The organism is Litorilinea aerophila (assembly GCF_006569185.2).
Lineage (GTDB): Bacteria > Chloroflexota > Anaerolineae > Caldilineales > Caldilineaceae > Litorilinea > Litorilinea aerophila.
Map to the genome: position 1 here is coordinate 45,901 of NZ_VIGC02000028.1, position 24,492 is coordinate 70,392.

Annotated in this window: 21 protein-coding genes and 1 pseudogene; 19 read left to right on the top strand and 3 right to left on the bottom strand. The window is 64.9% G+C overall.

Going from position 1 to position 24,492, the window contains the following annotated elements; translation table 11 throughout:
* Window positions 1-15 precede the first annotated feature (15 nt).
* The gene (locus tag FKZ61_RS18590) at window positions 16-246 is read left to right on the top strand and encodes a DUF951 domain-containing protein (protein WP_141611643.1); all 231 of its coding nucleotides are present in this window, start codon (window positions 16-18) and stop codon (window positions 244-246) included.
* A complete protein-coding gene (locus tag FKZ61_RS18595) occupies window positions 243-995 on the top strand; it encodes a Nif3-like dinuclear metal center hexameric protein (protein ID WP_141611644.1) in 753 nt (250 codons plus the stop codon). The genes FKZ61_RS18590 and FKZ61_RS18595 overlap by 4 nt, the downstream gene beginning before the upstream one ends.
* A 91-nt stretch (window positions 996-1,086) precedes the next feature.
* Here FKZ61_RS18595 and FKZ61_RS18600 read toward each other — a convergent pair.
* Window positions 1,087-1,299 (bottom strand): annotated as a pseudogene (locus tag FKZ61_RS18600) (SelT/SelW/SelH family protein); the annotation flags it as partial.
* A 333-nt stretch (window positions 1,300-1,632) separates the two neighbouring features.
* On the opposite strand from FKZ61_RS18600, the gene FKZ61_RS18605 reads away from it, so the two are divergent.
* The 8 genes from FKZ61_RS18605 (at window position 1,633) to FKZ61_RS18640 (ending at window position 12,067) form a co-directional block, all read left to right on the top strand.
* Window positions 1,633-2,970, top strand: coding sequence for a hypothetical protein (locus FKZ61_RS18605; RefSeq protein ID WP_211358633.1), 1,338 nt, complete (start codon window positions 1,633-1,635; stop codon window positions 2,968-2,970).
* Between the two features lie 73 nt (window positions 2,971-3,043).
* The gene (locus FKZ61_RS18610) at window positions 3,044-3,439 is read left to right on the top strand and encodes a hypothetical protein (RefSeq protein WP_141611646.1); all 396 of its coding nucleotides are present in this window, start codon (window positions 3,044-3,046) and stop codon (window positions 3,437-3,439) included.
* Between the two features lie 178 nt (window positions 3,440-3,617).
* A complete protein-coding gene (locus tag FKZ61_RS18615; protein ID WP_141611647.1) occupies window positions 3,618-4,163 on the top strand; it encodes an HNH endonuclease in 546 nt (181 codons plus the stop codon).
* Window positions 4,164-4,244: 81 nt separating this feature from the next.
* Window positions 4,245-4,901, top strand: coding sequence for an NPCBM/NEW2 domain-containing protein (locus FKZ61_RS18620; protein ID WP_141611648.1), 657 nt, complete (start codon window positions 4,245-4,247; stop codon window positions 4,899-4,901).
* A gap of 75 nt (window positions 4,902-4,976) precedes the next feature.
* Complete coding sequence (locus FKZ61_RS18625) at window positions 4,977-6,953, top strand: AMP-binding protein (RefSeq protein ID WP_211358634.1); 1,977 nt, start codon at window positions 4,977-4,979, stop codon at window positions 6,951-6,953.
* A gap of 25 nt (window positions 6,954-6,978) precedes the next feature.
* Window positions 6,979-8,868 carry an ABC-F family ATP-binding cassette domain-containing protein gene (locus FKZ61_RS18630; RefSeq protein ID WP_141611649.1) on the top strand — a complete coding sequence of 630 codons (1,890 nt, stop codon included), beginning with the start codon at window positions 6,979-6,981 and terminating at the stop codon, window positions 8,866-8,868.
* Between the two features lie 42 nt (window positions 8,869-8,910).
* The gene (locus FKZ61_RS18635) at window positions 8,911-10,773 is read left to right on the top strand and encodes a S9 family peptidase (protein WP_141611650.1); all 1,863 of its coding nucleotides are present in this window, start codon (window positions 8,911-8,913) and stop codon (window positions 10,771-10,773) included.
* Window positions 10,774-10,879: 106 nt separating this feature from the next.
* A complete protein-coding gene (locus tag FKZ61_RS18640) occupies window positions 10,880-12,067 on the top strand; it encodes a LysM peptidoglycan-binding domain-containing protein (protein WP_141611651.1) in 1,188 nt (395 codons plus the stop codon).
* Between the two features lie 65 nt (window positions 12,068-12,132).
* Here FKZ61_RS18640 and dnaN read toward each other — a convergent pair whose 3' ends face one another.
* Window positions 12,133-13,377 (bottom strand): DNA polymerase III subunit beta, encoded by a 1,245-nt coding sequence (dnaN, locus tag FKZ61_RS18645; RefSeq protein WP_141611652.1) that lies wholly within the window; start codon window positions 13,375-13,377, stop codon window positions 12,133-12,135.
* A gap of 573 nt (window positions 13,378-13,950) precedes the next feature.
* On the opposite strand from dnaN, the gene FKZ61_RS18650 reads away from it, so the two are divergent.
* The 5 genes from FKZ61_RS18650 (at window position 13,951) to FKZ61_RS18670 (ending at window position 19,039) form a co-directional block, all read left to right on the top strand.
* Window positions 13,951-15,132, top strand: coding sequence for an ABC transporter substrate-binding protein (locus FKZ61_RS18650; RefSeq protein ID WP_229964317.1), 1,182 nt, complete (start codon window positions 13,951-13,953; stop codon window positions 15,130-15,132).
* A 134-nt stretch (window positions 15,133-15,266) separates the two neighbouring features.
* Entirely contained in the window at window positions 15,267-16,202 is a 936-nt protein-coding gene (locus FKZ61_RS18655; RefSeq protein WP_141611654.1) for a branched-chain amino acid ABC transporter permease, read from the top strand.
* Between the two features lie 35 nt (window positions 16,203-16,237).
* On the top strand, window positions 16,238-17,569 hold the full coding sequence (locus FKZ61_RS18660; RefSeq protein WP_141611655.1) for a branched-chain amino acid ABC transporter permease: 1,332 nt from the start codon (window positions 16,238-16,240) through the stop codon (window positions 17,567-17,569).
* On the top strand, window positions 17,556-18,326 hold the full coding sequence (locus FKZ61_RS18665; protein WP_141611656.1) for an ABC transporter ATP-binding protein: 771 nt from the start codon (window positions 17,556-17,558) through the stop codon (window positions 18,324-18,326). Before FKZ61_RS18660 ends, FKZ61_RS18665 begins: the two co-directional genes overlap by 14 nt.
* Window positions 18,326-19,039, top strand: coding sequence for an ABC transporter ATP-binding protein (locus tag FKZ61_RS18670; RefSeq protein ID WP_141611657.1), 714 nt, complete (start codon window positions 18,326-18,328; stop codon window positions 19,037-19,039). Before FKZ61_RS18665 ends, FKZ61_RS18670 begins: the two co-directional genes overlap by 1 nt.
* 58 nt (window positions 19,040-19,097) lie before the next feature.
* Here the strand turns inward: FKZ61_RS18670 and FKZ61_RS18675 are convergent, their stop codons facing one another.
* The gene (locus FKZ61_RS18675) at window positions 19,098-20,084 is read right to left on the bottom strand and encodes an LLM class flavin-dependent oxidoreductase (protein WP_141611658.1); all 987 of its coding nucleotides are present in this window, start codon (window positions 20,082-20,084) and stop codon (window positions 19,098-19,100) included.
* Window positions 20,085-20,235: 151 nt separating this feature from the next.
* Between FKZ61_RS18675 and FKZ61_RS18680 the strand changes: the two genes are divergently transcribed.
* The 4 genes from FKZ61_RS18680 (at window position 20,236) to FKZ61_RS18695 (ending at window position 24,320) form a co-directional block, all read left to right on the top strand.
* Entirely contained in the window at window positions 20,236-20,883 is a 648-nt protein-coding gene (locus FKZ61_RS18680; RefSeq protein WP_141611659.1) for a cyclase family protein, read from the top strand.
* Complete coding sequence (locus FKZ61_RS18685) at window positions 20,880-21,764, top strand: LLM class F420-dependent oxidoreductase (RefSeq protein ID WP_141611660.1); 885 nt, start codon at window positions 20,880-20,882, stop codon at window positions 21,762-21,764. Before FKZ61_RS18680 ends, FKZ61_RS18685 begins: the two co-directional genes overlap by 4 nt.
* Before the next feature lie 26 nt (window positions 21,765-21,790).
* On the top strand, window positions 21,791-22,930 hold the full coding sequence (locus tag FKZ61_RS18690; protein WP_141611661.1) for an NAD(P)/FAD-dependent oxidoreductase: 1,140 nt from the start codon (window positions 21,791-21,793) through the stop codon (window positions 22,928-22,930).
* A gap of 121 nt (window positions 22,931-23,051) precedes the next feature.
* Window positions 23,052-24,320, top strand: coding sequence for an alpha-L-fucosidase (locus tag FKZ61_RS18695; protein ID WP_141611662.1), 1,269 nt, complete (start codon window positions 23,052-23,054; stop codon window positions 24,318-24,320).
* The last annotated feature ends 172 nt before the right edge of the window (window positions 24,321-24,492 follow it).

The following is a 24,492-nucleotide window of genomic DNA, read 5'->3' on the forward strand; positions in this document are numbered from 1 at the left end:
GAGAACGGTACAGCCATGGAGATCCATGAGCAGCTTTATCCTGGCGACGTGGTGGAAATGCGCAAGGCCCACCCCTGTGGCGGCCAGACCTGGGAAGTGGTGCGGGTCGGTGCGGACATCGGTCTGGTCTGCCAGACCTGTGGGCGACGGGTGCTGTTGCCCCGGCGCAAATTTGCCCGCCAGGCCCGGCGTTTTGTCCGACGGGGCCGCCCGGGGATCAACGGAGAGGATGAACAAGTAGCATGAAGCGTGCGGATCTGATCAACTACCTGGACGAATATCTGCGCATCGAGGAGATCAAGGACTACGGCCCCCAGGGGCTGCAGGTGGAAGGGCGGGAAGAGGTGCTGCGCATCGTGGGCACGGTGGATGCCGGCCTGCCCTGTGTGGAAGCGGCCCTCCGACGCCAGGCCGACCTGCTGTTGGTGCACCACGGCATCTTCTGGGGGGAGGCCAGGCCCCTGCGGGGTTCCTTTGGCCGCCTGGTGCGCACCCTGGTGGAGGCCAACCTGAACCTCTACGCGGCACACCTGGCCCTGGATGCTCATCCAGAGGTGGGGAACAATGTGGAGCTGGCCCGTCGTTTAGGGTTGGAGGTGATCGATTGGTGGGCGCCGGTCAACGGCGTCAACCTGGCCGTCCTGGCCGTCGCGCCCCACGGGATCAAGCTGGACTACCTGGTGGATCGCTTCGAGCAGCTGGTGGGGCCGGTGAAGCTGGTGCAGTCCCACGGCCCCCGCATCATCCACCGGGTGGGGATCCTCAGCGGTTCGGGTGCCCGGCAGATCCAGGAGGCAGCGGCCCTGGGCTGTGATACGTTCCTGACCGGGGAAACCAGCCATGCCCAATACTACGAGGCTCTGAATGCCGGGATCAACGTCATCTACGGGGGGCATTACACCACCGAAACGGTGGGGGTACAGGCCCTGGGGCAGCATCTGCAGGCGGAATTCGACATCGAGTTCGAGTTTATCGACATCCCGACCGGGATTTAAGCCACCCGAAAGGGGGGCTGTCCCCTGGGGGACAGCCCCGTTCCTGCCATCCCGGGGCAGCCTGGCGACTGGCGGGATGGCATCGACCGGTTCACTCCCGGGGCATGGGCTTGACGCCGGTGGCCTCTTCAAAGAGCCGGGCCACTTCCCCCTCCTCGGCATGGCGACCGGTGGCCTTTTTGCTGTAGATCAGCCGGTCGTCCACGGTGACTTCAAACCGGCCGCCGCTGGAAGGGATGAGGGTGAACTGTTCGATGACGGGCGTGTATTTTTCCAGCATCTCGGCCATCAGACTGATGGCCCGGGGCGTGTAGTTTCACTGCACGCAGTATTCGATGCTGACCCGATACTTCTGCATGATGCAACCTCCTTCCATGATGGGGGTACGCACCCCTTTGGGAGGCCACAGCAGCGAACAACGGGCTGCCAGCGGGTATCTCCCAAGGTGGGACGCACCCGTTTGGTTTGGTTGTACCGTCCCCGACCCGGACGGGGTCACCGTGAGGGGACGATGACTGCGGTAAGAATCGGTTGATGGTTGTGGCACGAGCAGATAGACTGTCCCACGCCACATCTTTTTATTGTACGGGAATGTTCCGTTTGGGGCAAGCCTATCGGAAATGCTATAGTGAGGACTATGGAGAATCGAGACGTACCTGAGAAAGCCGGCCAGCTCCCCCCGGAGAAGTCCACGTCGGACGGGGAGACGAAACGATGGAGCCGGCGCTTTTTCCTGAGCGGTATGGCCAGCGGCGCCGCGGCCCTCTGGATGGCCGCCTGTCGCCGTTCCTCGTCCCCCTCGGCGGACCCCACGGCCACCGCCACCCCCGTTTCCCGGTCCAGCCCCCTTTCACCCGCCGGATCGGATACCCTGGACCATCGGGCCTACCTGCCCCTGGTGAGCAAGGATGGCGCTCCTGCGGAGGCTGCCCTCCTGCCCGATCCCACGGAGACGCCCACGCCCACCCAGACGCCGGCGCCGCCCACCCCCACGCCGACGCCGGTGGCCACACCCTTTCCCCCGGGCCCGCCCAGTAAGCTGGGCATCCACGTGGAGCGCAACCTGCCCCAGCTCTTCGACCTGCTGGCCACCCAGGCGGTGACGGTGGTGACGACCCTGGAGCTGGATCCGAACTTTGCTGCCCAGATCAAATCCACCTCGCCCAGGACCCGGCTGATCGGCCGCATCCACGTGGAGCAGGCCAACCTCTCTCAGATGGACCCCGCGGCCGCGGCCCGGGCCTTCGTGGAGCAGCTCCTTCCCTACGCGGACGATCCCCGGCGCCGTCCCTACTTCGACGGCTGGATCTCCTTCAACGAGCCGGTGGCCGCCAATCCCGACGAGATGAAGCGGCTGGCCGATTTCGAGGCCGAGCGGACCCGGCTGCTGGGCGAGCGGGGCATCCGCAGCGTGATCGGCAATTTCGGCACGGGCCAGCCCACCGGGGAACAGCCCTTCGAGCTCTGGCCCTACTTCTTCCCGGCCCTGCAGGCCGCCCAGGAGTATGACGGCTGGCTGGGTCTGCATGAATACTCGGCGCCCACCATCTACTACCTGACCACCCGGCAGGATCAGGGCCGTTATCCGGGCATCTCGCCCGAGGATACCGGCTGGCTGACCCTGCGCTATCGCCAGGTCTACCGCCAGATCCTGCAGCCCAACGGCCTGGCCATCCCCCTGGTGATGACCGAGTTGGGGGTGGACGGCCTGGTCTCCAACCGGCCGGGCCCGCCCGATGCCCACGGCTGGCAGGACTTCCAGGAATACTGGCGGGAGAATGGCTACGGCCTGTGGGGGCCTGGCGCCTACATCGAGCAACTGGTCTGGTACGATGAGGCCATGCGTCAGGACGACTACGTCATCGGCGGCTGCATTTACGGCCTGGGCACCAGCTCCCGCTGGCTCAGCTACGATATCAGCGGGCCGGCCGCGGCCGTGCTGCAACAGTATCTCAGCGTGCACGCGCCGGTATAGTCAACAACCCTACGGCACCCCGCCCATTACCCAAACCAACACCAATGGAACCAACGCCAATGGGGAGATATTCATGAGCCTGGTTGAGATCCATGCACGCCTGGCGGACACCAGCACCCTCTTTGTGGCCATCCTGGGGCTGTGGGCGCTGTTCCTGCGGCTCCGCTCCCGGCCCCTGGACGCCAGCTGGTACGGCGCGGCCGTGGTGGCGGAGCTGCTCCTCCTGGTCCAGACGGGGCTGGGGGCCCTGCTCTACTGGCAGGGGCTGGATGTGGCCTTGCAGCGCCCATTCATGCACATCCTCTACGGCGTGGTCGCCCTCATTACCCTGCCTGCCGCCTACACCTATTTTGGCAACCTGGAGGATGAGCGGGTGAAGTCCCTCTCCATGGCGCTGGTCTGCTTTTTCCTTTGGGGGATTCTGCTGCGGGCCACCTACGTGGCCCGCTTTCCGCCGCCCGCCTTTTGAAGGAGGGGGGAGGGATGGGCCCAGCAAGCAGCGCCCCTACAGCGGCGTCCGTCCCATGGAAGAACTCCAACGATTGTAAACGGTACCCGCCGTCTGGCGCCTACTTGTTTTGATATCTGCTTCCTGCTAAAATTGGGCTGGTTTCATGGCTCGGTACGTTGAAAAAAGAGTAGGGAGTATGTCCAAACAAGTTCTGGTCTTGAATGCCAGCTACGAACCCTTGAGTCTGGTCTCCGTACGGCGAGCGATTGTCCTTTTGTTGCGGGAGAAGGCGGAACTTTTGGAGGCGACCCAGCAGATGTTGCACAGCTCTAGTTGTTCCATGCCGGTGCCGCTGGTGATCCGCCTGGTCCACTACGTGCGCCTTCCCCACCGCCGGGTGCCTGCGACCCGCGCGGCCGTGATGCTACGGGACGCCTACACCTGCCAGTACTGTGGCGACGCGCCCGGCCGTACCAACCTGACCGTCGATCATGTGGTGCCCCGGAGCCGGGGCGGCTCCCATGGCTGGGAGAACCTGGTCACCGCGTGCACCCGCTGCAACCAGAAGAAAGGCTCCCTGACGCCCGAAGAGGCGGGCATGTCCCTGCGACGGAAACCGTTCGAGCCTAGCTACGTGGCCCTGGTCCTGTTGAGCAACCCGGTGGCTGCTGCCCGGTGGGAAGATCTGGTCAACGGCTCCCGGGAGACCATCCGGCCGATTCCCATCGGCGCCACGCCCTAAACCCGGCATGGGAGGATGCGCGGCCGTGGGAGCCAGCCGGGCCGCACCCTGCTGTTCTAAATCAAAACGAGCCTGGTCTTTATGTCTACCTACAGCGCGCGCGAAAACGCCCGAAAAGAAACCATCGAAGCCATCGTGCGGCGGATCGCCGATCTCAACGAACAGTCGCTCACCCAGCTCTCCCAGTACATCAGCTACCTCAAATGGCAGGAAGAGCTCTGGCATAGCCTGCTGGACGAGGAAGCCCAGCCCGGCCCCGATCAAGTCCTCATCTGGCAATATGACTTCCTGGAAGGCTTTCCCGCCGCGCGCAAAGTCTCCACCCGCCAGCCGGACCTGATGGAGATCAAGGTGGGCATGGCCCACTGTGGCATGGTTCAACAGATGGCCCTGTGGGAGCATCCGCCGGTGGTGGGCAGCGCCGTCTGCGAATACCAGATCCACGTGCCCAGCCAGGTGGATACCCTGCGCCTGCGCTTCGGCGTCGGGATCCGGGACGGCGCCCTGATGGAAGGGGACAACTGGTGCGCCTTCCGCATCTACGTCAACGGCGTGCGCATCTGGAGTACCACCAAGCAGACCAACGAGTGGGAACGCTACATCATTGACCTGCCCAGCCTCTCCGGCCAGGATATCGTCGTCCAGTTTGTGACGGACGGCCTGGGCGACAACCGGTGGAACTGGGCCGTCTGGGCGGAACCCATGCTCCTGGGCTACGGACCCCGCCAGGCCACCTGAAGCCAGTCACACCGGCTGGCCATCGTCTCGCCTGTGCCTCCTGCCGTCCGTCCTTTTCCCCTGGCGAGGAGTGAAATGTCTCAAGAATCCCGGCAGACCCGTCCTTTTCCCTTCGGACAGGCGGTGGTCTGGGAGCCGGACCCCGCCTGGATGGCCGCCAGCAACCTGCAACAGTTCATGACCCGCCACGGCATCGCCAGCTACGATGAGCTGTGCCGCCGGGCCACGGCCGACATCGGCTGGTTCTGGCAGGCGGCGCTGGAAGATCTGGGCATCGAATTTTATCAGCCCTACACCCAGATCGTGGACCTCAGCGCCGGCGTGGAATTGCCCCGCTGGTGCGTGGGGGGCAGGATGAACATCATCCACAACTGCCTGGACAAGTGGCAGTCCACACCGGTGCGCAACCGGGCCGCCCTGCGCTGGGAAGGGGAAGAAGGGGACCGGTGCACCCTCACCTACGCCGACCTGCACCAGGAGGTGAACCGCTGCGCCAACGCCCTCCGTCAGTTGGGGCTGGGCAAGGGGGACCCGGTGGGCCTCTACATGCCCATGGTGCCGGAGCTGGCCATTGCCCTGCTGGCCGTGGCCAAGATCGGCGGCATCATCCTGCCTCTCTTCAGCGGCTACGGCCATAGCGCTGTGGCCACCCGCCTGGCCGATGCCCAGGCCCGGGCCATTTTCACCGCCGACGGCCTCTATCGCCGGGGGCAGCCCGTGGCCCTGAAGCCCGTGGTGGACCAGGCCCTGGCCCAGGCGCCCACGGTGGAGCATGTGATCGTCTTCAACCGCACGGGCCAGCAGGATTTGCCCTGGACGCCCGGCCGGGACCACTGGTGGCATGAGCTGGTCCACAGCCAGCCGGCCCAGGCCCCCACCGAGCCCACCGAAGCAGAAGACATGCTCATGATCATCTACACCAGCGGCACCACCGGGCGCCCCAAGGGTGCGGTCCACACCCACTGCGGTTTCCCCATCAAGGCGGCCCAGGACCTGCGCCATGCCATGGACCTCAAGCCCGAGGATACCCTCTACTGGATGACCGACATGGGCTGGATGATGGGGCCGTGGGAAGTCTTCGGCGCCCTGCTCAACGGGGCCACCATGGTTTTCTATGACGGCGCGCCCGACTACCCGGACGTGGACCGGGTCTGGGCGCTGGTGGAGCGCCACCACGTCACCCACCTGGGCGTCTCCCCCACCCTGATGCGGATGCTGAAGCGGGCTGGCCTGGAACCCGTGCGCCGGCATGACCTCTCCAGCCTGCGTCTGGTCGGCTCCACAGGCAGCCCCTGGGATCCCGAGAGCTGGCGCTGGCTCTTTGAACAGGTTCTGGAAGGGCGCAAACCCATCCTCAACTACTCCGGCGGCACGGAGATCAGCGGCGGCATCCTCTGTGGCAACCTGTTCAAGCCCCTGAAACCCTGCTCCTTTGCCGGGCCCGTGGTGGGCATGGACGCAGATGTGGTGGACGACGCGTGCAACCCGGTGCGGGGCGCGGTGGGTGAGCTGGTGGTCCGCCAGCCCTGGATCGGCATGACCCGCAGCTTCTGGCAAGACCATGATCGCTACCTGGACACCTACTGGCGCCGGTTCCCCGGCCTGTGGGTTCACGGCGACTTTGCCGCCATTGACGAGGATGGCCTCTGGTACATCCTGGGGCGCAGCGACGACACCATCAAGGTGGCCGGCAAACGGTTGGGGCCGGCGGAGGTGGAGGCGGTGCTCAACGCCCACCCGGCCGTGGTGGAGTCCGCCGCCATCGGCGTACCCCACCCCCTCAAGGACCAGGAAGTGGTCGCCTTCTGCGTGCTCCAGCCGGAGTACGAGCCGTCGGATGCCCTGCGCCAGACCTTGCTGGACCAGGTGGCTGCCGCCCTGGGGAAGCCCCTTCGTCCCCGGGAGGTGAAGTTTGTCACCGCCCTGCCCAAGACCCGCAACGCCAAGGTGATGCGGCGGGTCATCCGCGCGGCCTACCTGGGCGAGCCCCTGGGCGACCTGACCAGCCTGGAGGATCCGGACACGGTGGAGGCGATCCGCCGCGCCGTGTAACCCAAACCCATTTCGAGAAACCCCTGTGAACCTGATCACCGTTGAAAACCTGACCAAACATCTGGGCGAACGTTTGCTCTTCGACGGCGCCCATCTGCAGATCAACCGGGGCGACCGGGTCGGCCTGATCGGCGTCAACGGCAGCGGAAAAAGCACCCTCCTGCGCATCATCGCCGGCCTGGAGCCCCCGGACGCGGGCACCGTCACCATCTGGGGGGGCGTGCGGGTGGAGTACCTGCCCCAGGAGCCGGAGCTGGACGAACGGCTCACCGTCCTGGATCAAATTTTCGCCAGCCCTTCGGAGTCCATGCAGCGCCTGCGTGCCTACCAGGAAGCGGCCCAGGCCCTGCAGCAGCGGCCCGAAGATCCGGCCGTCCAGGCCCGCTTTGCCGAGATCACGGCGGAAATGGAGCGCACCGGCGGCTGGGCCGCGGAAGCCAACGCCAAGGCCGTGCTGACGCGCCTGGGCATCACCGATTTCCAGGCGCGCATCGGCGAACTGAGCGGCGGCCAGCGCAAGCGGGTGGCTCTGGCCCGGGCCCTCATCGAACCAGCCGACCTCCTGATCCTGGACGAACCCACCAACCACATCGACGCGGAGACCGTGGCCTGGCTGGAGGAGTACCTGGCTGCCTTCCCCGGCGCCCTGCTCATGGTCACCCACGACCGCTACTTCCTGGACCGGGTGGTCAACCGCATTGTGGAACTGGACCGCCGACAACTGGTCAGCTACAGCGGCAACTACACCCGCTATCTGGAGGAGCGGGCTGCCCGTCAACAACGCCTGGCCGAAGCGGAACAGAAGCGCCAGAAGCTGCTCCAGCGGGAGCTGGAATGGCTCCGGCGCAGCCCCATGGCCCGGGGCACCAAGCAAAAAGCCCGCAAGCAACGGGTGGAGGAATTGCTGCAGATCCGCTACGACCGGGGCGACGAGACCGTCTCCATGGCCCTGGCGGGCCGACGCCTGGGCACCCAGGTGCTCCGGGCCCAGGGCCTGGTCAAACGCTTCGACGGCCGGCCGGTGGTCAACGGCGTGGACCTGGAGCTGGAACCCGGCGAACGCGTGGGCATCCTGGGGCCCAACGGCGCCGGCAAGAGCACCCTGTTGGACCTCCTGGCCGGCAAGCTCGAGCCGGATCAGGGCACCGTCCACTGGGGCGAGACGGTGCGCCTGGGCTACTACGATCAGGAAGGCGACGATCTGGACGACGACCTGCGGGTCCTGGAGTTCATCGAACAGGAGGCGCCCCTCATCCACACCAAAGACGGGTCCCGGGTGGAAGCGGCCCAGATGCTGGAGTGGTTCCTCTTCCCCCGCCCCATGCAGCGGGCGCGCATCGGCAGCCTCAGCGGCGGCGAACGGCGTCGCCTCTACCTCCTGCGCACCCTGGTGCACCAGCCCAACGTGCTGCTCCTGGATGAGCCGACCAACGACCTGGACATCCAGACCCTGACCGTGCTGGAAGAATTCCTGGACCACTTCAGCGGCTGCGTGGTGGTGGTGAGCCACGACCGCTACTTCCTGGACCGGACGGTAGACTTCCTGGTCAGCATGGAAGATGGCCGCCTGGGCCCCCGCTACCCCACGCCCTACGAGACTTTCCAACGCCTGCGCCAGGCCGCCACCCCGGACGACCGCCGGCCCCCTGAACCGACCCGGCCGACCCCGCCTCCGCCGGCCTCCCGACAGGCCCGGGGTCTGAGCTGGAAGGAGCAGCGGCTGCTGGAGGAGCTGGAAGCCCGCATCGATGAACTGGAGCAGCGCCGGGAAACCCTCCTGGCGGAGATGAACGGCTGCGGCGATGACTACCTGCGCCTGCAGGCCCTCTCCGCCGAGCTGGAAACGCTGGACGCGGAGCTGGAGTCCACCCTGGAACACTGGCTGGCCCTGTCTGAACGGGCCGAGGCCGTATAACTCAAGCTCTTCTGACCCCAAATCTGACCTAAAGGCTGGATCATGTCCTACGATTTTGCCCGTTATCTGAACATTCGTAGCGCCATCAATCCTGTGCTGTCCCCGGACGGACAGCGGGTTGCCTTCCTCAGCGACATCACCGGGATCTTTCAGGCCTGGAGCGTGGGCATCCAGGGGGAAGGGGTGGCCCGATGGCCTCGCCAACTCACCTTCTTCAGCGACAAGATTTGGGAGATCCACGGCACGCCGGCGGCCGACCATCTGCTGGCCGTGGGCGATGTAGCCGGCAACGAGCGGCAACAGTTTTACCTGATCACCAACTACGGCGCCGGCGAGGGCGGGCGGGAAGGCCACCACGTGATCCGCCTGACCCAGGACGATCAGGCCATCCACACCTTTGGCGCCTGGAGCCAGGATGGCCGACGTCTGGTCTACACCAGCAACGCCCGCAACCAGGTGGATTTCGACCTCTACCTGCTGGACCTGGAGAGCGGCACAGCCCGCTGCCTGCGGGAGTGGGCGGGGCGACGGAGTGTGGTGGCCTGGGGCCGCGGCGACCGCGCCATCCTCAGCGTAGACACGGTGGCCACCGAGCAGATCGAGCTCTACCTGCTGGATCTGGAGAGCGGCCAGGAGCGGCACCTGGCCGCCGGGCAGCCCCATGCCCGCTACAGCGAAATCCGCTGGGTGCAGGACCAGGTCTACCTGCTCAGCGACCGGCTCCATGACCGGGGCGCCCTCTGCCGCCTGGATCTGGCCAGCGGCGAACTGGAGCCCCTGCTCTTCGCCGAGGAGCTGGACGCCGCGGCGGCGCCCCATCGGGGGGAGTTGGAGCTGCTCGCGGTGGCGCCCCAGGGGGATCAGGCGGCGCTCACCTACAACGGCGACGGGTACAGCCACCTCTTCCTGGTGGATCTGGTCAACCGCCGCTGGCGCCGGGTGGAGTCCCTGCCCTTGGGCGTGATCGGCCACCTCCAGTTCAGCCGGGACGGCCGCCGGCTCATCCTGGACCTGCAGAGCCCGGTGCAGCCGCCGGATATCTGGCTGCTGGAGCTGGAGACGGTGGAGGCGCGCCAGCTCACCTTCAGCAACCTGGCCGGCCTGGACCCGGCTACCTTCGTGGCGCCGGAGCTGATCCGCTACCCCACCTTCGACGGACGCTCCATCCCCGCCTTCTTCTACCGGCCCCGCCAGTCACCGCCATCCCAGGGCTATCCCTGCATCCTCTACGTCCATGGCGGCCCGGCGGGCCAGCAGCGGCCCGACTTCGATGTGCGCTTCCAGTATTTCCTGCACCGGGGCTACGCCCTGCTGGTGCCCAACGTGCGGGGGAGCACCGGCTATGGCCGCCACTACATGATGCTGGACGATGTGGAGCGCCGCCTGGACAGCGTGGCGGACCTGAAGCACGCGGTGGCCTGGCTTCACCAGCAGCCCCTCATCGATTCCCGACGAATTGCCATCTACGGGCGCAGCTACGGCGGCTACATGGTCCTGGCTGCCCTGACCGAGTATCCGGAGCTCTTCGCGGCCGGCATCGACGTGGTGGGGATCGCCAACTGGGTCACCTTCCTGGAGCGTACCAGCCCCTGGCGGCGGGCCCACCGGGAGCGGGAGTACGGCAGCCTGGCCGAGCACCGGGCGTTCCTGGAGCGGATTTCACCCATCCACAAGGCCGACCGCATCCGTGCGCCCCTGTTGGTGCTGGCCGGCGACAACGACCCCCGGGTGCCCCTGTTCGAGTCCGAACAGATCGTGGCCCGGGTGCGGGAAGCGGGGGGCACAGTAGAGTTCGTCCACTACCCGGACGAGGGGCACAAGTTCAGCAAGCTGGCCAACCGCATCGACAGCTTCACCCGCATGGCCGATTTCCTGGACTGGCATCTGGGCGGGGAGGCGGGCTGAGCGCTGGCCCGTTTGCACGGCTTTTTCAGGCATGCTACACTGACCACCCATCCAGCCCAGGATGGCGTAACCCTGCCCCTATCATCGTTGGAGATGACATCGAGCCATGCAAGAGGTGACCTGTTTCCGCTGTGGCCATGTGGCGTATGTGACGCCGGACGCATCCAACTGTCCCTCCTGTGGCCAGGACCTCCAGCAGTTGATCCCGCCGGAATTTGTGTCGGGCTACTTCTATGAGCGGGCCAGCCACATCGCAACCGGCGGCAACTGGCAGGCCGCCCTGGCCGAGGTGGAGCGCGGCCTGGTCCTGGTGGACAGCGCAGAGCTGCGGCTTCTGGCGGCCATCCTGGCCAAGCGGCTGGGGCGTTTTGAGCAGATGCGCCGCCATGTGGCCGCCATCCCGGTGGATGACTCCCTGCGCCCCGAAGCGGAGTGGCTCATCCGCTCCCACCAGGAGGAGCAGCGATTGCGCCGGGCCGGCGCCAGGCGGGTCCGGCCGGGGAGCCGTGGGCGGAGCTCTTCGCCGGCTACGGCCTCTTCTGCCTTCGTGGAGCGGGCCTTCCTGGCCGACCAGGGGGCGGATGCCCGGCGGGCCGAAAAGGGCCAAACCGTCTTCGGCCTGGCCACATGGACGGCGGTGGGCCTGGCTTTTCTGTTGGTGGCGGCCATCGGCGTGGGAGTCTCCTGGTGGGGGAGGGCGCTGCCGTCCCAGGACGTCACATCTGCGTCGGCCACGGCCACCGGGCCGGAGCCTGGCCTGGGCCAGGAGGCGGAGGGCGGGACCACGCCCACTCCGGAGGGCCAGCCCACTCCTGTGCTCACCCCAATCCCCAGCGCGACCATCCCGGGTGACCTGGTTCTCAGCCCCACCGCGTCACCGGCGCTGGCAGATGCCGGCACGGGCGGGAACGTATTGAGCCTGGCAGGCTTTGATCTGGAGCGTCTGCTGCGAGAAGCGGGCCACGAGGAGTTGCTTGGGCTGGGGATCCAGGCCCAGGTGCAGGGAAACCGGGTGATCCTCCAGGGGATTGTCCACCTGGATGCCCAGCGTCGGCTGCTGAAGGAGTTGTTGGAAGCGGTGCCCGGCGTGGCTGAGGTGAGCACCGTCAACCTGCTGCTTCGCCCCCTGCCCACCTACACGGTGCAGGCCGGCGATACCCTCTGGAGCATTGCGTACGACATCTACGGGGATCCAACGCGCAAGGACGACCTGTACGCGCAGAATCGAGACATCCTGCGCTCGCCCGATGCCCTGGACGTGGGGATGGTCCTGAAGGTGCCGCCCCTGGAGTAGGGGGTTGCCTTGACGACCGGCGGGCGCACCCCGGGGGCAGCTCCCAGTACAGTTTACCGGCGCAGCTACCTGGGGGGATGCATGGGCATGACTACGTGGAGGAATTCTTCCTCGCCCATGCCCAGGGGGCGAATGGTGCCCGGCCGGGTGCTTTGGGTGGTCTCCAGCACCACCTGGGGCTGGTCGATCTGGCTGAGGACGTCGATCAGGAAGCGGGCATCGAAGGCGATTTCCAGCTCCTCCCCTTCCACCAGGGCATCGATTTCGTTGACGCTGTCTCCCATTTCCGCGCTGGTAGCCGTCAGCCGGAGCTGTCCCCCCTCCTGACCGCCCGGCCCGGGCGTGACGCCCAGGCGCACGATGTTGGCGTTGTCCCGGGCGAAGAGGTAGGCCACCCGCACGGCCTTGAGGAACTGGGCGGTGTCCACCACGGTTCGGGTGTTGTAGCTTTTGGGGATGATGGCCCGGTAGTCCGGGAAGCGGGCATCGATGAGCTGGCTGATGAGTTCCACCTGCTGGAAGCTGCCCCGGCTTTCACTTTTGCCCCGAAGCTTGAAGAGGATCTGGTTGCGGGCCTGGGTGACCAGCACCTGGACCGGCTGTTCTTCGTCTGCGTCGGCGCTGATGCGGGCCAGTTCGCCCAGGCTCCGGGCCGGCACGATCACCTTGATGGGCTCCCGCTGGGCGCCCTCTGGCTGCGTCCCGGCTAGGAGAACGCTGCGGATGCTGAGCCGGTAGCCATCGGTGGCGGCCATGGTGAGGCGGGTGCCGTCGGCCTCCGGCACGAAGTTGACCTCCACGCCGGTCAGGGTGGGGCGGCTTTCATCGGTAGAGGCGGCAAAGATCACCTGGTCGATCATCTTGCGCAGGCCAGGGGCAGCCAGCTCGATGCGCACACCCTCCAGTGTCTCCACCTGGGAGGAGGCATCCCCCTGGGGGTCGTCCGCGGTGGGCAGGATGGGAAAGTCGGCGGCATCGATGCCTTTCATGTTGGCATCGTAGCGGGCGCAGTGGAGGTGCAGGGTTTGGGTGCGCACCGACAGCTCCATGTCGATGCGTTCCGGGGGGAGGCTGTTGACGAATTCGCTGAGCAGGCGGGCCGGCACGGTGATGGCGCCTTCATCTTCCACCTTGGCGCCGATCCAGCAGTTGATGCCGATTTCCAGATTGGTCGCGGCCAGCCGGAGCTGGTTGTTCCGGGCTTCCAGGAGAATGTTGCCCAGAACGGGCAAGGTGCTTCGGGTTGAGACGGCCCGGCTGACGATGGAGAGTCCTTTGGCCAGATTTTCTTGAAGACAGCTTACCCGCACTGGGTCCTCCTGCTAGCTGCTTGGCGTTCCTGGGTTGAAAGTGGATAGCACTGATATGGCTGATATTGTTATGGACGTTTGCCAGGTTGGTACTGCATATCAGGGCATGTCAGGTGAGCGAGATAATGTCGGCCCAAAGTATATCATATCCTTCTGTAATTGCGAATTGTTTTCCCAAGAAAGGGCGTAGTTCACAATCGTCGGGGATCGCCCATCGGACGCCGCCGTGTTGAACTTTACGCATTTTAAAGTACGGATTTGCCAATTCCTTTAGAATCGCGGTATACATGGCTTTACTGCAAAAAGGTCCAATTAGGACGCTGACCCAACATCAAACTTCTAATATAGCCCTTCAGGAGCTTGCCACAAAGGCGCATCGCCCCGAAACGCCCTTATCACCGCTTTGCCGCCTGATGACAACTCTGCCTTGCACCCCTATTGGCTTTCTCCTCACGCAGCAGGCATGCATTGAGCAACCCCTGCCCCTGGAAGGTGGAGGATGGGGCGGATGCAACCACATTTGTCTGGCCGGGTAGGTGAATCAGCCCTGTATATGAGTCTGCCCTGTTCGAGATGAGAAAGGAGAAAACGGACATGTCTAAGCGACTGTGGAGCTTCCTGGTGCTCGTGGTTTGGGTGTTGGCGGCGTGTGTCCAGCCTATCCAGCCCACGATTAAAATCGGTATCAACGCGCCACTGACGGGCGATATCCCCAAGGTGGGGGAGGGCACTAAGTTCGCTGCCGAGCTATGGCTGGAAGAGATCGGCGGCGCCATCACAGTGGGCGGCCAGGAGTATCAGGTTGAATTAGTCATCGAGGACAACGAGTCCAAGGGGGAATCAGCTGCGGCCGTCAACACCAAGCTCATCACCCAGGATGAGGTGCTGGTGATCGTTGGCCCACAGGCCTCTAAGCAGGCCGTGCCGGCCGGCGGTGTGGCCAATGACCTTGAGACACCCATGATCAGCCCGTGGTCGACCAACCCCAATACCACCCTGAATCGGCCATGGGTGTTCCGCACACCGTTCCTGGATCCCTTCCAGGGTCCGGTGGTGGCCAACTTTGTTACCGAGGAGTTCGGCTTTACCAAGGCTGGGGTCCTGTATGACATCGCCAGCGACTACCCCAAGGGCCTGGCCGAGTTCTTCAAGTCGGCCTGGGAGGAGCTGCACGGAGAGGGTTCGGTGGTGTCCTTTGAGAGCTTCACCACCGGCGATACAGACTTCAGCGCCCAGTTGACCAAGATCGCGGAGGCCGGCGCAGAGTTCATTTTCGCGCCCCAGTACTACAACGAGGTGCCGCTCATCGTACAACAAGCCCACGAACTGGGCTTTACCGGCCCCATTGTGGGTTCGGATAGCTGGGGCTCGGCCGAATTGGTGAACCTCTGTGGCGAGGATTGCTACGGCGCATTCTTCAGCACCCATTACGCTGCCGAAGGTGCCACGGGCGCCACCAAGGAATTCATCGACAAGTACAATGCCAAGTACGGCTATGTGCCCGATGACGTCGCCGCCCTGACCTGGGATTCACTCAACATTGTCAAGACGGCTATTGAGGATTGTGGCCAGATCACCGGCGACATCAAGGCCGATCGCAAATGCGTGCGTGATGCCATGGCGAACCTGAAGCAGTTCCCAGGTATCACCGGTAATATGACCTTCACGGAGGATGGCGATCCCATCAAGTGTGCGGTGATCGTACGCATCAGCGAAGAGGGTAAGTTCACCTTCTACAAGCAGATCTGCCCGTAACGGTCGGCACTTGGGGATGGACTGCGGAAGCCTGGCAGTCCATCCCTTTGTCGTGGTTGTCATGGTCACCGGATTCAGGGGGCGGGGAGACAGCACCATCCCGCCCTTTCGGAAGTAGCCGGAGGGGATTTACCATGCAGTTTTTTTTACAAAACGTCATTAATGCCCTGCAGTGGGGCAGCATCTACTCCCTGATTGCCATCGGCTACTCGATGGTCTATGGCGTGCTGATGCTGTTCAATTTCGCCCATGGCGATGTGTTCATGGTCGGCGCCTATATTGGCTTTTTCGTCTCCACCGGCCTGCTGGCACTCGACATTGGCGGTCTGATCGGCCTGCCGGTAGGGGTAGAGATGGGCCTGATCCTGGTTCTCACCTTGATCCTGGCCATGATTCTGAACAGCTTCGTGGGCATGGCGGTAGAGCGCATCGGCTACCGGCCGCTGCGGGATGCGCCGCGCGCCTCGGCCGCTATCACCGGCCTGATGATCGGCATCATCCTGGAGACGGGTAACCTGGCTCTGTTGGGGCCGCAGCGGCGCTCATTTCCGGAGCTGATCCAGACCGCCACTTTCCAGTTCATGGGCGTGAGCGTGACCAATAAGAAGATCCTCATCGTCGTGGTCTCGTTGCTGCTCACGTTGGCGCTGCACCAATTCGTCCGCCGTAGCAAGTGGGGAATGGCGATGCGTGCCATGGCCTACGATTACGTGGTCGTCCCTTTGATGGGCATCTCGGCCAACACCATCGCTTTGATGACCTTCGCCCTGGGGTCCGCATTGGCGGCAGCGGCAGGGATTCTCTATGGCGTGGCCTATCCGGTGCTGGATCCCAACATGGGCATCTTGTTCGGCTGGAAGGCTTTTGTGGCAGCCATCCTCGGCGGGCGCGGATCGATCCTGGGTGCAAGCCTGGCAGGCTTCCTGTTGGGTTTCATCGAGATCTTCGTCACCACCATCTTTCCCTCCACCATGCGAAACCTGATCGCCTTTGGGATCATCTTGATCATCCTGACCTTCCGCCCCCACGGCTTCTTCGGTGAGCCGTATAGCGCCCAATTGCGGCTGTAGCGTCAACGGTCAAGCTAACAAGAAAGGGAATCGCAATGGATGTGACCCCTGGTTCGTTACCCAACAGGTGGCGGCGCATCCGCCAGAGGCTGGGGCGCTTCTGGGCACCCTATCGTTCGGTGCCCATGCTGGGCTGGTTGGTTGCCGCTTTGGTGGCCGTGCTTTTGGAGCAATCCCTGGGGCTCCCGCTGGCCCGTGGTTTGGGCCTGGTCAGAATCCCGGCGCTTTTCGGGGTGGCGATCATTCTGGATGCGCCCATCTTATTTCCCGCCGTCCTGGCTTATGTGCTGCTGATCTACCTCATCCCCATCGCCCTGGTGGCACGCTACACGGCGCCGTTGGCCAACCGCATGGCACGCTGGTTGACCTCTTACCCCATGGTGGTCGGCGCTCTCGTGCACCTGCTGATCCTCTATGGCGTGCTCCATATCTGGACGGGCGTCAGCGACTATCGCCTGCTGGTCGCGCGTTTCACAATGATCGCCATCATCGCCACCTTAAGTCTGAATGTGGTCAACGGCTACATGGGCGAGTTTTCCTGCTCTCATCCGGGTTTCATGGCACTGGGGGCTTACACGGCCTCGGTCTTTAACATCCTCCTGTTTGTCTCCGACAACCGCTTCGGCGAGGCACTGCTTCCCCCTGTGCTCGGACCCTTCCTATTTCCTTTCTCGCTCATTCTGGGCGGGCTGGTGGCCGCCGCAGGTGCACTGCTGGTGGCGATTCCATCCTTCCGTACCCGCGGCGATTACCTGGCCATCATCTCTCTGGCCTTCATGTTCATCGTGAAGAGCCTGTTCGAGAACCTGGAAGTTGTGGGGGGTGCCCGGGGACTCAGCAACCAGCCCAACTACTCGACCCTGCCGGTTGTCTTTGTTTGGACAGTGCTTTCCATCTGGATCATCAATAACTTCGTCCGTTCGACGGTCGGCAAGGCCCTGAACGCGGTGCGGGATGGCGAGCTGGCGGCCAGCGCCATGACCGTCGACACCCGCAAGACCAAAATGACGGCCTTTCTCTTTGCTGCCTTCTGGGCCGGCGTCTCCGGCGGCCTCTTTGCGCATGTCATCCGCTATATCAATCCCGACACCTTTGGCATCCGCAAGCTGGCGGAAGTGTTGGCGATGGTCTACCTCGGCGGATTGAATTCGGTGGTCGGCTCGATGGTTGGCGCCGTCGGCCTGAGCCTCATTAGTGAGGCATTGCGGCCGCTCGAGATCTACAAGTGGATCATCATTCCCATCATCCTGATCCTGACCATGATCTTCCGCCCTTCTGGGATGGTGGCATTCCGGGAGTTCGACGTCGGGGCGATTCTCCAGCCAAAGGACGAGCCTGAAAAGGACGTGGATTATGCCGCTGCTTGAAGTCCGGAACATGACCCACTTCTTCGGCGGGCTGCGTGCGGTCTACAACTACAACGTGACCATCGAGCCCGGTCAGATCCGTGGCCTCATCGGCCCCAACGGCGCCGGGAAGTCCACCGTCTTCAACTTGATCACCGGCATCTACACCCCCACCGAGGGAGACATCTTGCTGGAGGGCCAGCCCATCCAGGGTCTGCGGCCGGACCAGATCTCCTCGCGCGGTCTGGGCCGCACCTTTCAGAACCTGCGGCTCTGGCGCCATATGACCGTGCTGGAACATGTCATGTTGGCCCGCTACTCCAAGCTGGACTACGGCCTGGTTGGCGCCTTCTTCGGTACGGCCAAACGTAACCGCGAGGAAGCGAGAACCCGCCAGATCGCCATGGACCTGCTGAAGATGATGGGCATTGCCGATCAGGCGGACCAGGTCGTCACCAACCTGCCCTACGGCACGCAGCGACGGGTGGAACTTGCCCGCGCCCTGGCAACCGCGCCCAGGCTTCTCCTTCTGGACGAGCCCACGGCCGGCATGAACCCTGGAGAGGCGCTGCAAATGATGGAAATCATCCGCCAGGTGCATCGCGAGTTGGGCCTGGCCATCTTCCTGATCGAGCACAGGATGAAGGTGGTCATGGATCTGTGCGAGATCATCCAGACGTTGAACTTCGGTGAGGTCATCGCCGAGGGCACGCCGGAGGAGATCCGCAATCATCCTGAGGTCATCGACGCATATCTGGGGAAAGAGGTTCTGTTCTGATGTTGCTTCAAGTCGAGAACCTGGCCGTCTCCTATGGAAACATCAAGGCTCTGCACGGCATTCGCTTTCAGGTCGATGAAGGCGAGATTGTGTCTATCATTGGAGCCAACGGCGCCGGCAAAAGCACCACGCTGCGAGCCATCTCTCGCCTGGTCCCCGTCGCGCCGGGCTCCAGGATGAGCTTCATGGGCAAGGATCTACTCCAATATCCGGCCCATAAGGTGGTCACAGAATTGGGGATCTCACACGTTCCAGAGGGACGTCGGCTCTTCGAGAACCTCACGGTGATGGAAAACCTGAGGTTGGCGGCCTTCGCCCGCAAGGATGCAGACCATATCAAACGTGACATGGAGCGGGTGTTTGACCTTTTCCCGCGCCTGAAGGAGCGTTTGAGCCAGAAGGCGGGAACCCTGAGCGGTGGCGAGCAGCAGATGTTGGCCGTGGGACGGGCCATGATGAGCGCCCAGAAGATGATGTTGCTGGATGAGCCTTCGATGGGTCTGGCACCGCTGCTGATGCTGAACTTGTTCGAGGCACTGAAGGAGCTTAACCAGGCGGGTACCACCATCCTGTTGGTGGAACAGAATGCTCGCATGGCCCTCCAATTCGCCCAGCGGGGATATGTGTTGGAGAGCGGCAATCTCGTATTGGCGGGCAAGTCACAGGAGCTGCTCGAGAACCCCGAGGTGAGGAAGGCGTACCTGGGCGGCTGAGTCGCCGCTGACACGCCCGAGCCTATACGCCACAGGCGACCCGTCCCTCGGCAACCCTTTACGCGCCGGGCTGCCACCCCAGGGCCGGCGCGACCCGGGTCGCCACCAACTCCAACATCTGCAGGGTCTGCTGGAAATCCGTCCGGGCCGGGCCAAACTGGACGATCAGGTCCGTGGCATGGGCCAGGGTCCGGTCTGCGGCCAGCCGGGCTGCCACCTCCTCGGGATGGCCCCAGGCGATGTGCTGACGCTGGCAATAGGCCTCCAGGGAGAGGCACTCTTCCGAGGAAGGCGGCCACGCCCCCGCCGCCTCCAGGCCTTCCTGGAGAAGGGAACGGGCCATCCGTCCGTCGGCGACGGGGAAGACGCTGCGGGAGAGGCCAATGCGGGGTGGCTCCGGGGCTGTCCACGCTGCCAGATAGGCTTGAATCATGGGCAGCTGCAGCGCCTCCGTCCCCTGGCCGTCCCGCCAGGTGGCCCGGGGCAGCAGCAGGCCCACCCCCTGCCGGGCCACGAAGCGGGCCCCCGCAACGCTGCCAGCGCCCTGCCAGAGCCGCTCCACCAGGCCCGGCGCCGGCGGATCCAGGGAGAGGCCATCCTGGTTCAGGCGCTCGCCCCCAAGCGCCCGCTTGAGCTGCTCCAGCCCGGCTGTGGTCCGCTCATGGCGCTGGGCCGGATCCACGCCGAAGACGTGGAACTCCGCCGGTGCGCCGCCGCTGCCCACGCCCAGCTCCAGCCGGCCACCGCTCAGCAGATCCACCACCGCGGCATCCTCGGCCACCCGCAGGGGATGCTCCAGGGGAAGCACCACCAGGGAGGTGCCCAGGCGGATGCGGCGGGTGCGGGCTGCGACGGCTGCCAGAAAGGGAAAGGGCGCGGGCAGACGGCCAGGGTGAATGTGGAAGTGGTGTTGGGCCACCCAGCCCACCTGGAAGCCCAGCTCCTCGGCGGCCAGGAAGAGGTCGAGCGTCTCCTGGTAGATGCGGCGGGGATCCCCCTCTCCTTCCAGGTGGGTGAAGAAACCGAGTCGAAACGGATTGGCCATGAAAGAACTCCTGTGGATAGGACAAGGATCGGGATAGGTCCAGGGTAAAACAGGCCCGCCGTCAATGTCAATTGTGACGGCGTATCGGGTATAATGCAGGGGCAGCCGCAGCCAATGCCCAAAACCCGCTCGACTTTGCCGGAGGTTCCCCATGGCCAAACAGGTCATCGACCTGACCCTGACCGCATACCACGGTATGCGGGGTGTCGAAATTTACCCCAATACCAGCATTGCCCGGGAGGGCTACAACACCACCCAACTCCACCTCTACAGCCACGCCGGCACCCACATGGACGCTCCCCGCCACTTCCTGGAGGACGGCCGCACCATCGACCGCCTCGACCTCCAGAAGTGTGTCGGGCCGGCCCTGGTGGTGGACCTGACCCACAAGGAACCCAACAGTTTCATCACCGTGGAGGACCTGGCGCCTGTGGCCGCGCGCATCGGCCCGGGCGCCCGCCTGCTGCTCCACACCGGCTGGTCCCACCATGCCGAACTGCCCGACTACCGCACCCACTTCCCCCGCATCTCTCGAGAGCTGGCCCGCTGGCTGGTGGATCGGGGCGTCTGGCTGCTGGGCGTGGAGATGCCGTCGGTGGCCTCCCTGCAGGATCGGGAGGAGCTGCGGGAAGTCCACCAGATCCTCCTGCGGGGGGAGGTAGTGATTGTGGAGTGCCTGGCCCACCTGGAGGAGTTACCCGAAGAGGTGGAATTCATTGCCCTGCCCCTGAAAATCCAGGACGGCGACGGCACGCCCGTGCGAGCCGTCGCCCTGGTCGAGAGGAGTGAACAACCATGAAGATCGGCGCCGTCTTTCCCCAAACCGAATTCGGCAACGATCCCGTAGCCCTGCGGGACTACGCCCAAACCCTGGAAGGCCTGGGCTACCACCATGTCCTGGCCTATGACCACGTGCTGGGCGCCAATCCCAACCGCCCCGGCGGCTGGAACGGCCCCTACACCTACCAGACGCCCTTCCACGAACCCTTCGTCCTCTTCAGCTTCATGGCGGGCGTGACCACCCGCCTGGAGTTTGCCACCGGCATCATCATCCTGCCCCAACGGCAGACGGCCCTGGTGGCCAAGCAGGCCGCCACCCTGGACGTGCTCAGCGGCGGCCGGCTGCGCCTGGGCATCGGCATCGGCTGGAATCAGGTGGAATACGAGTGCCTGAACGAGAATTTCCACAACCGGGGCCGTCGGGTGGAGGAACAGGTGGAGGTCCTGCGCCTCCTCTGGACACAGCCCCTGGTGCAGTTCAAGGGGCGCTGGCATTCCATTCCCGACGCCGGCATCAACCCCCTGCCTATCCAGCAGCCCATCCCCATCTGGTTCGGCGGCCATGCCGAGGCCGTCATGCGGCGCATTGCCCGCTGGGGCGCCGGGTGGATGCCCAACTACCGACGGGTCGAAGAGGCCCGGCCCAACCTGGAGCTGCTGGAGCAATTCCTGGCCGAGACTGGCCGAAGCCGGGACGAGGTCGGCCTGGAACCCCGCCTGGCCTACGGCGACGGCAACCCGGACCGCTGGCGCCAATGGATGGAGGAGTGGCAGGCCGTGGGCGCTACCCACATGACGGTCAACACCATGGGCTGCGGCTTCGCCACCCCGGCCGAACACATGGCCGCGCTGGAGCGCTTTGCCCGGGAGACGGGACTCCGCCCCCCGGCCAGCCCGTGACCCACAGCAGACAGGGAGATTCGACCATGCCCCAAACCTACGACGCCATCGTGATCGGTGGCGGCATCGTGGGCGCCGCAGCCGCCTATCATCTGGTCCAGGCCGGTGCCCGCACCCTCCTCTTCGACCGGGACGAGCCGGGCCGGGCCACCGACGCCGGCGCCGGCATCCTGGCCCCTGCCATCAACCGCCGGGATCCGGACCTTTGGGTGGATTTTGCCCTGAAGGCCGTGGACTACTACCCGCCTCTGGTGGAGGCTCTGGCCGCCGCCGGCGCCGGCGAGACCAGCTACGCCCGCTGTGGCATGTTGCTGGTGGCGGCCGAGGAGGAGGAACTGGAACCCTTCACCCAGGCCCAGGCCACCATCGCCGAGCGGCAACGGCAAAGGGGGGTGCCGGCCCCGGCGGACCTGTACCCGGTGAAGCCGGAGGAGGCCCGCTCCCTCTTTCCGCCCCTGGGCCCCATCTGCGCCGGGCTCTACTACCGACAGGCCGCGCGGGTGGACGGCCGTCAGATGGCCCAGGCCATGCGCCGGGCCGCCCAGAGGCAGGGACTGCAGGTCGCCCCGGTCGGCGTTGAAGCGCTCCAGATGGACCGCAGCCGGGTGACCGGCGTGGTGGCCCAGGGCGAGGTCCACGGGGCCGGCGCCGTGATCGTCGCGGGCGGTGCCTGGTCCGGCCGCTTCGGCCAGCAGTTGGGGGTGGCCATCCCCGTGGAGCCCCAGCGAGGCCAGATCGTCCACCTCTCCCTGCCCGACGCGCCCACCGGCGATTGGCCCATCGTGGGGGCGTTCAAGGACCAGTACATCGTCACCTGGCCGGGCGGACGCATCGCGGCAGGCGCCACCCGGGAGACGGGATCCGGCTTTGCGCCCCACGCCACCGCAGCGGGCATCCACGCCGTGTTGGGCGAAGCCTTGCGGGTAGCCCCCGGCCTGGCCGACGCCCGCATTGCCGAAATTCGGGTTGGCCTGCGCCCCATGACCCCCGACGGTATGCCCGTGCTGGGGCCGGTGCCCGGGGTGGCGGGGGTCTTCCTGGCCACGGGACACGGCCCCACCGGTCTCCAGCTCGGCCCCTATAGCGGCAAGCTGGTGGCCGACCTGGCCCTGGGCCACCCGGCGGAGGTAGACCTTTCGCCGTTCTCGGTCACACGTTTTCAGTGAGTGAAAGTTCGGAGTCCGAGGTCCGAGGTCCGGAGTTCGAGGTCCGGATGTTTCAACGCACTTGTGGTATGTCAGCCGATGATTTCAATCATTGGCCCAAGACCAAGAGAAAGGGACAACCATGTTGCAGGATGATGCCATTCGTCCGGAACGGGGACAGCGGCCGGACGCCCGACAGGATCCCCGGCTGAACTGGTGGCGGGACGCCAAATTCGGCATGTTCATTCACTGGGGGCTGTACGCCATCCCGGCCGGGGAATGGAAAGGGGAGAAAATCCCCGGCATCGGCGAGTGGATCATGTACCGGGCCCGCATCCCCGTCCGGGAGTACGAGCAGTTGGCCCGGGAATTCAACCCGGTCCACTTCGACGCCGCGGCCTGGGTCTCCCTGGCCAAACGGGCCGGCCAGAAGTACATGGTCATCACCGCCAAGCACCACGACGGCTTCTGCCTCTTCAAGTCCGCCTATACGGACTACAACATCGTGGATGCCACGCCCTTTGGCCGGGATGTGCTCAAGGAGCTGGCCGATGAATGCCAGAAGCAGGACATGAAGCTGGGCTTCTACTACTCCCAGACCCAGGACTGGCACCACCCGGACGGCGACGGCAACGACTGGGACTACGACGAATCCAAGAAGGACTTCGCCGGCTACATCGAACACTACGTCAAGCCCCAGGTGCGGGAGCTCCTGACCAACTACGGCCCGGTCTGCCTCATCTGGTTCGACACGCCCAAGGGGATCACCGCCGACCAGAGCCAGGCCCTCCTGGAGCTGGTCCACCAGCTCCAGCCGGACTGCCTGGTCAGCGGACGCCTGGGCAACGGCCTGGGGGATTACGCCTCGGCCGGCGACAACCGGATCCCCCAGCAACGGGTGGACCTGGACTGGGAAACCCCTGCCACCATCAACGACACATGGGGCTACAAAAAGGACGACCACAACTGGAAGTCCACCGAAGAGCTGATCCACAAGCTGGTGGACATTGTCAGCAAGGGCGGCAATTACCTACTCAACGTGGGGCCGACCGCTGAAGGCATCATCCCCCAGCCCAGCGTGGAACGGCTGGAGGCCATGGGCGCCTGGCTCCAGATCAACGGCGAGTCCATCTACGGGACCCGGCCGGTGCAGACGCCCACGCCCATGCAGGCCGCCTCCTGGTGCCGTCTGACGGCGAAGCCAGGCAAGGTCTACCTCCACGTCTTCGACTGGCCGGCTGGCGGCGCTTTGCCCATTGCTGGCCTCCCCGTCACCGGCGCGCATCTCCTGGCCGACCCGGACCGCACGCCCCTGCTGATCCGGGACGCGCCCGACGGCATCACCGTGCAGGGACCCACAGCCCCGCCCGACCCCGTGGACACAGTGGTGGTCCTGGACGTGGCCGGCTGATCCTGGTGCCGGTAGCTCGGTGCCCCCATCCTGCCCCTGGCGTTGCAAAGCGCCAGGGGCATTTTAATTCAATTGTCGTTCACAAGTTGTCAACAGCCGCGTGCTATCCTGGGGACGCAGGCAGCTCCTGCAGCGCGCTGGAGTGGACCATGCCTGCACCAACCCCGGGGGT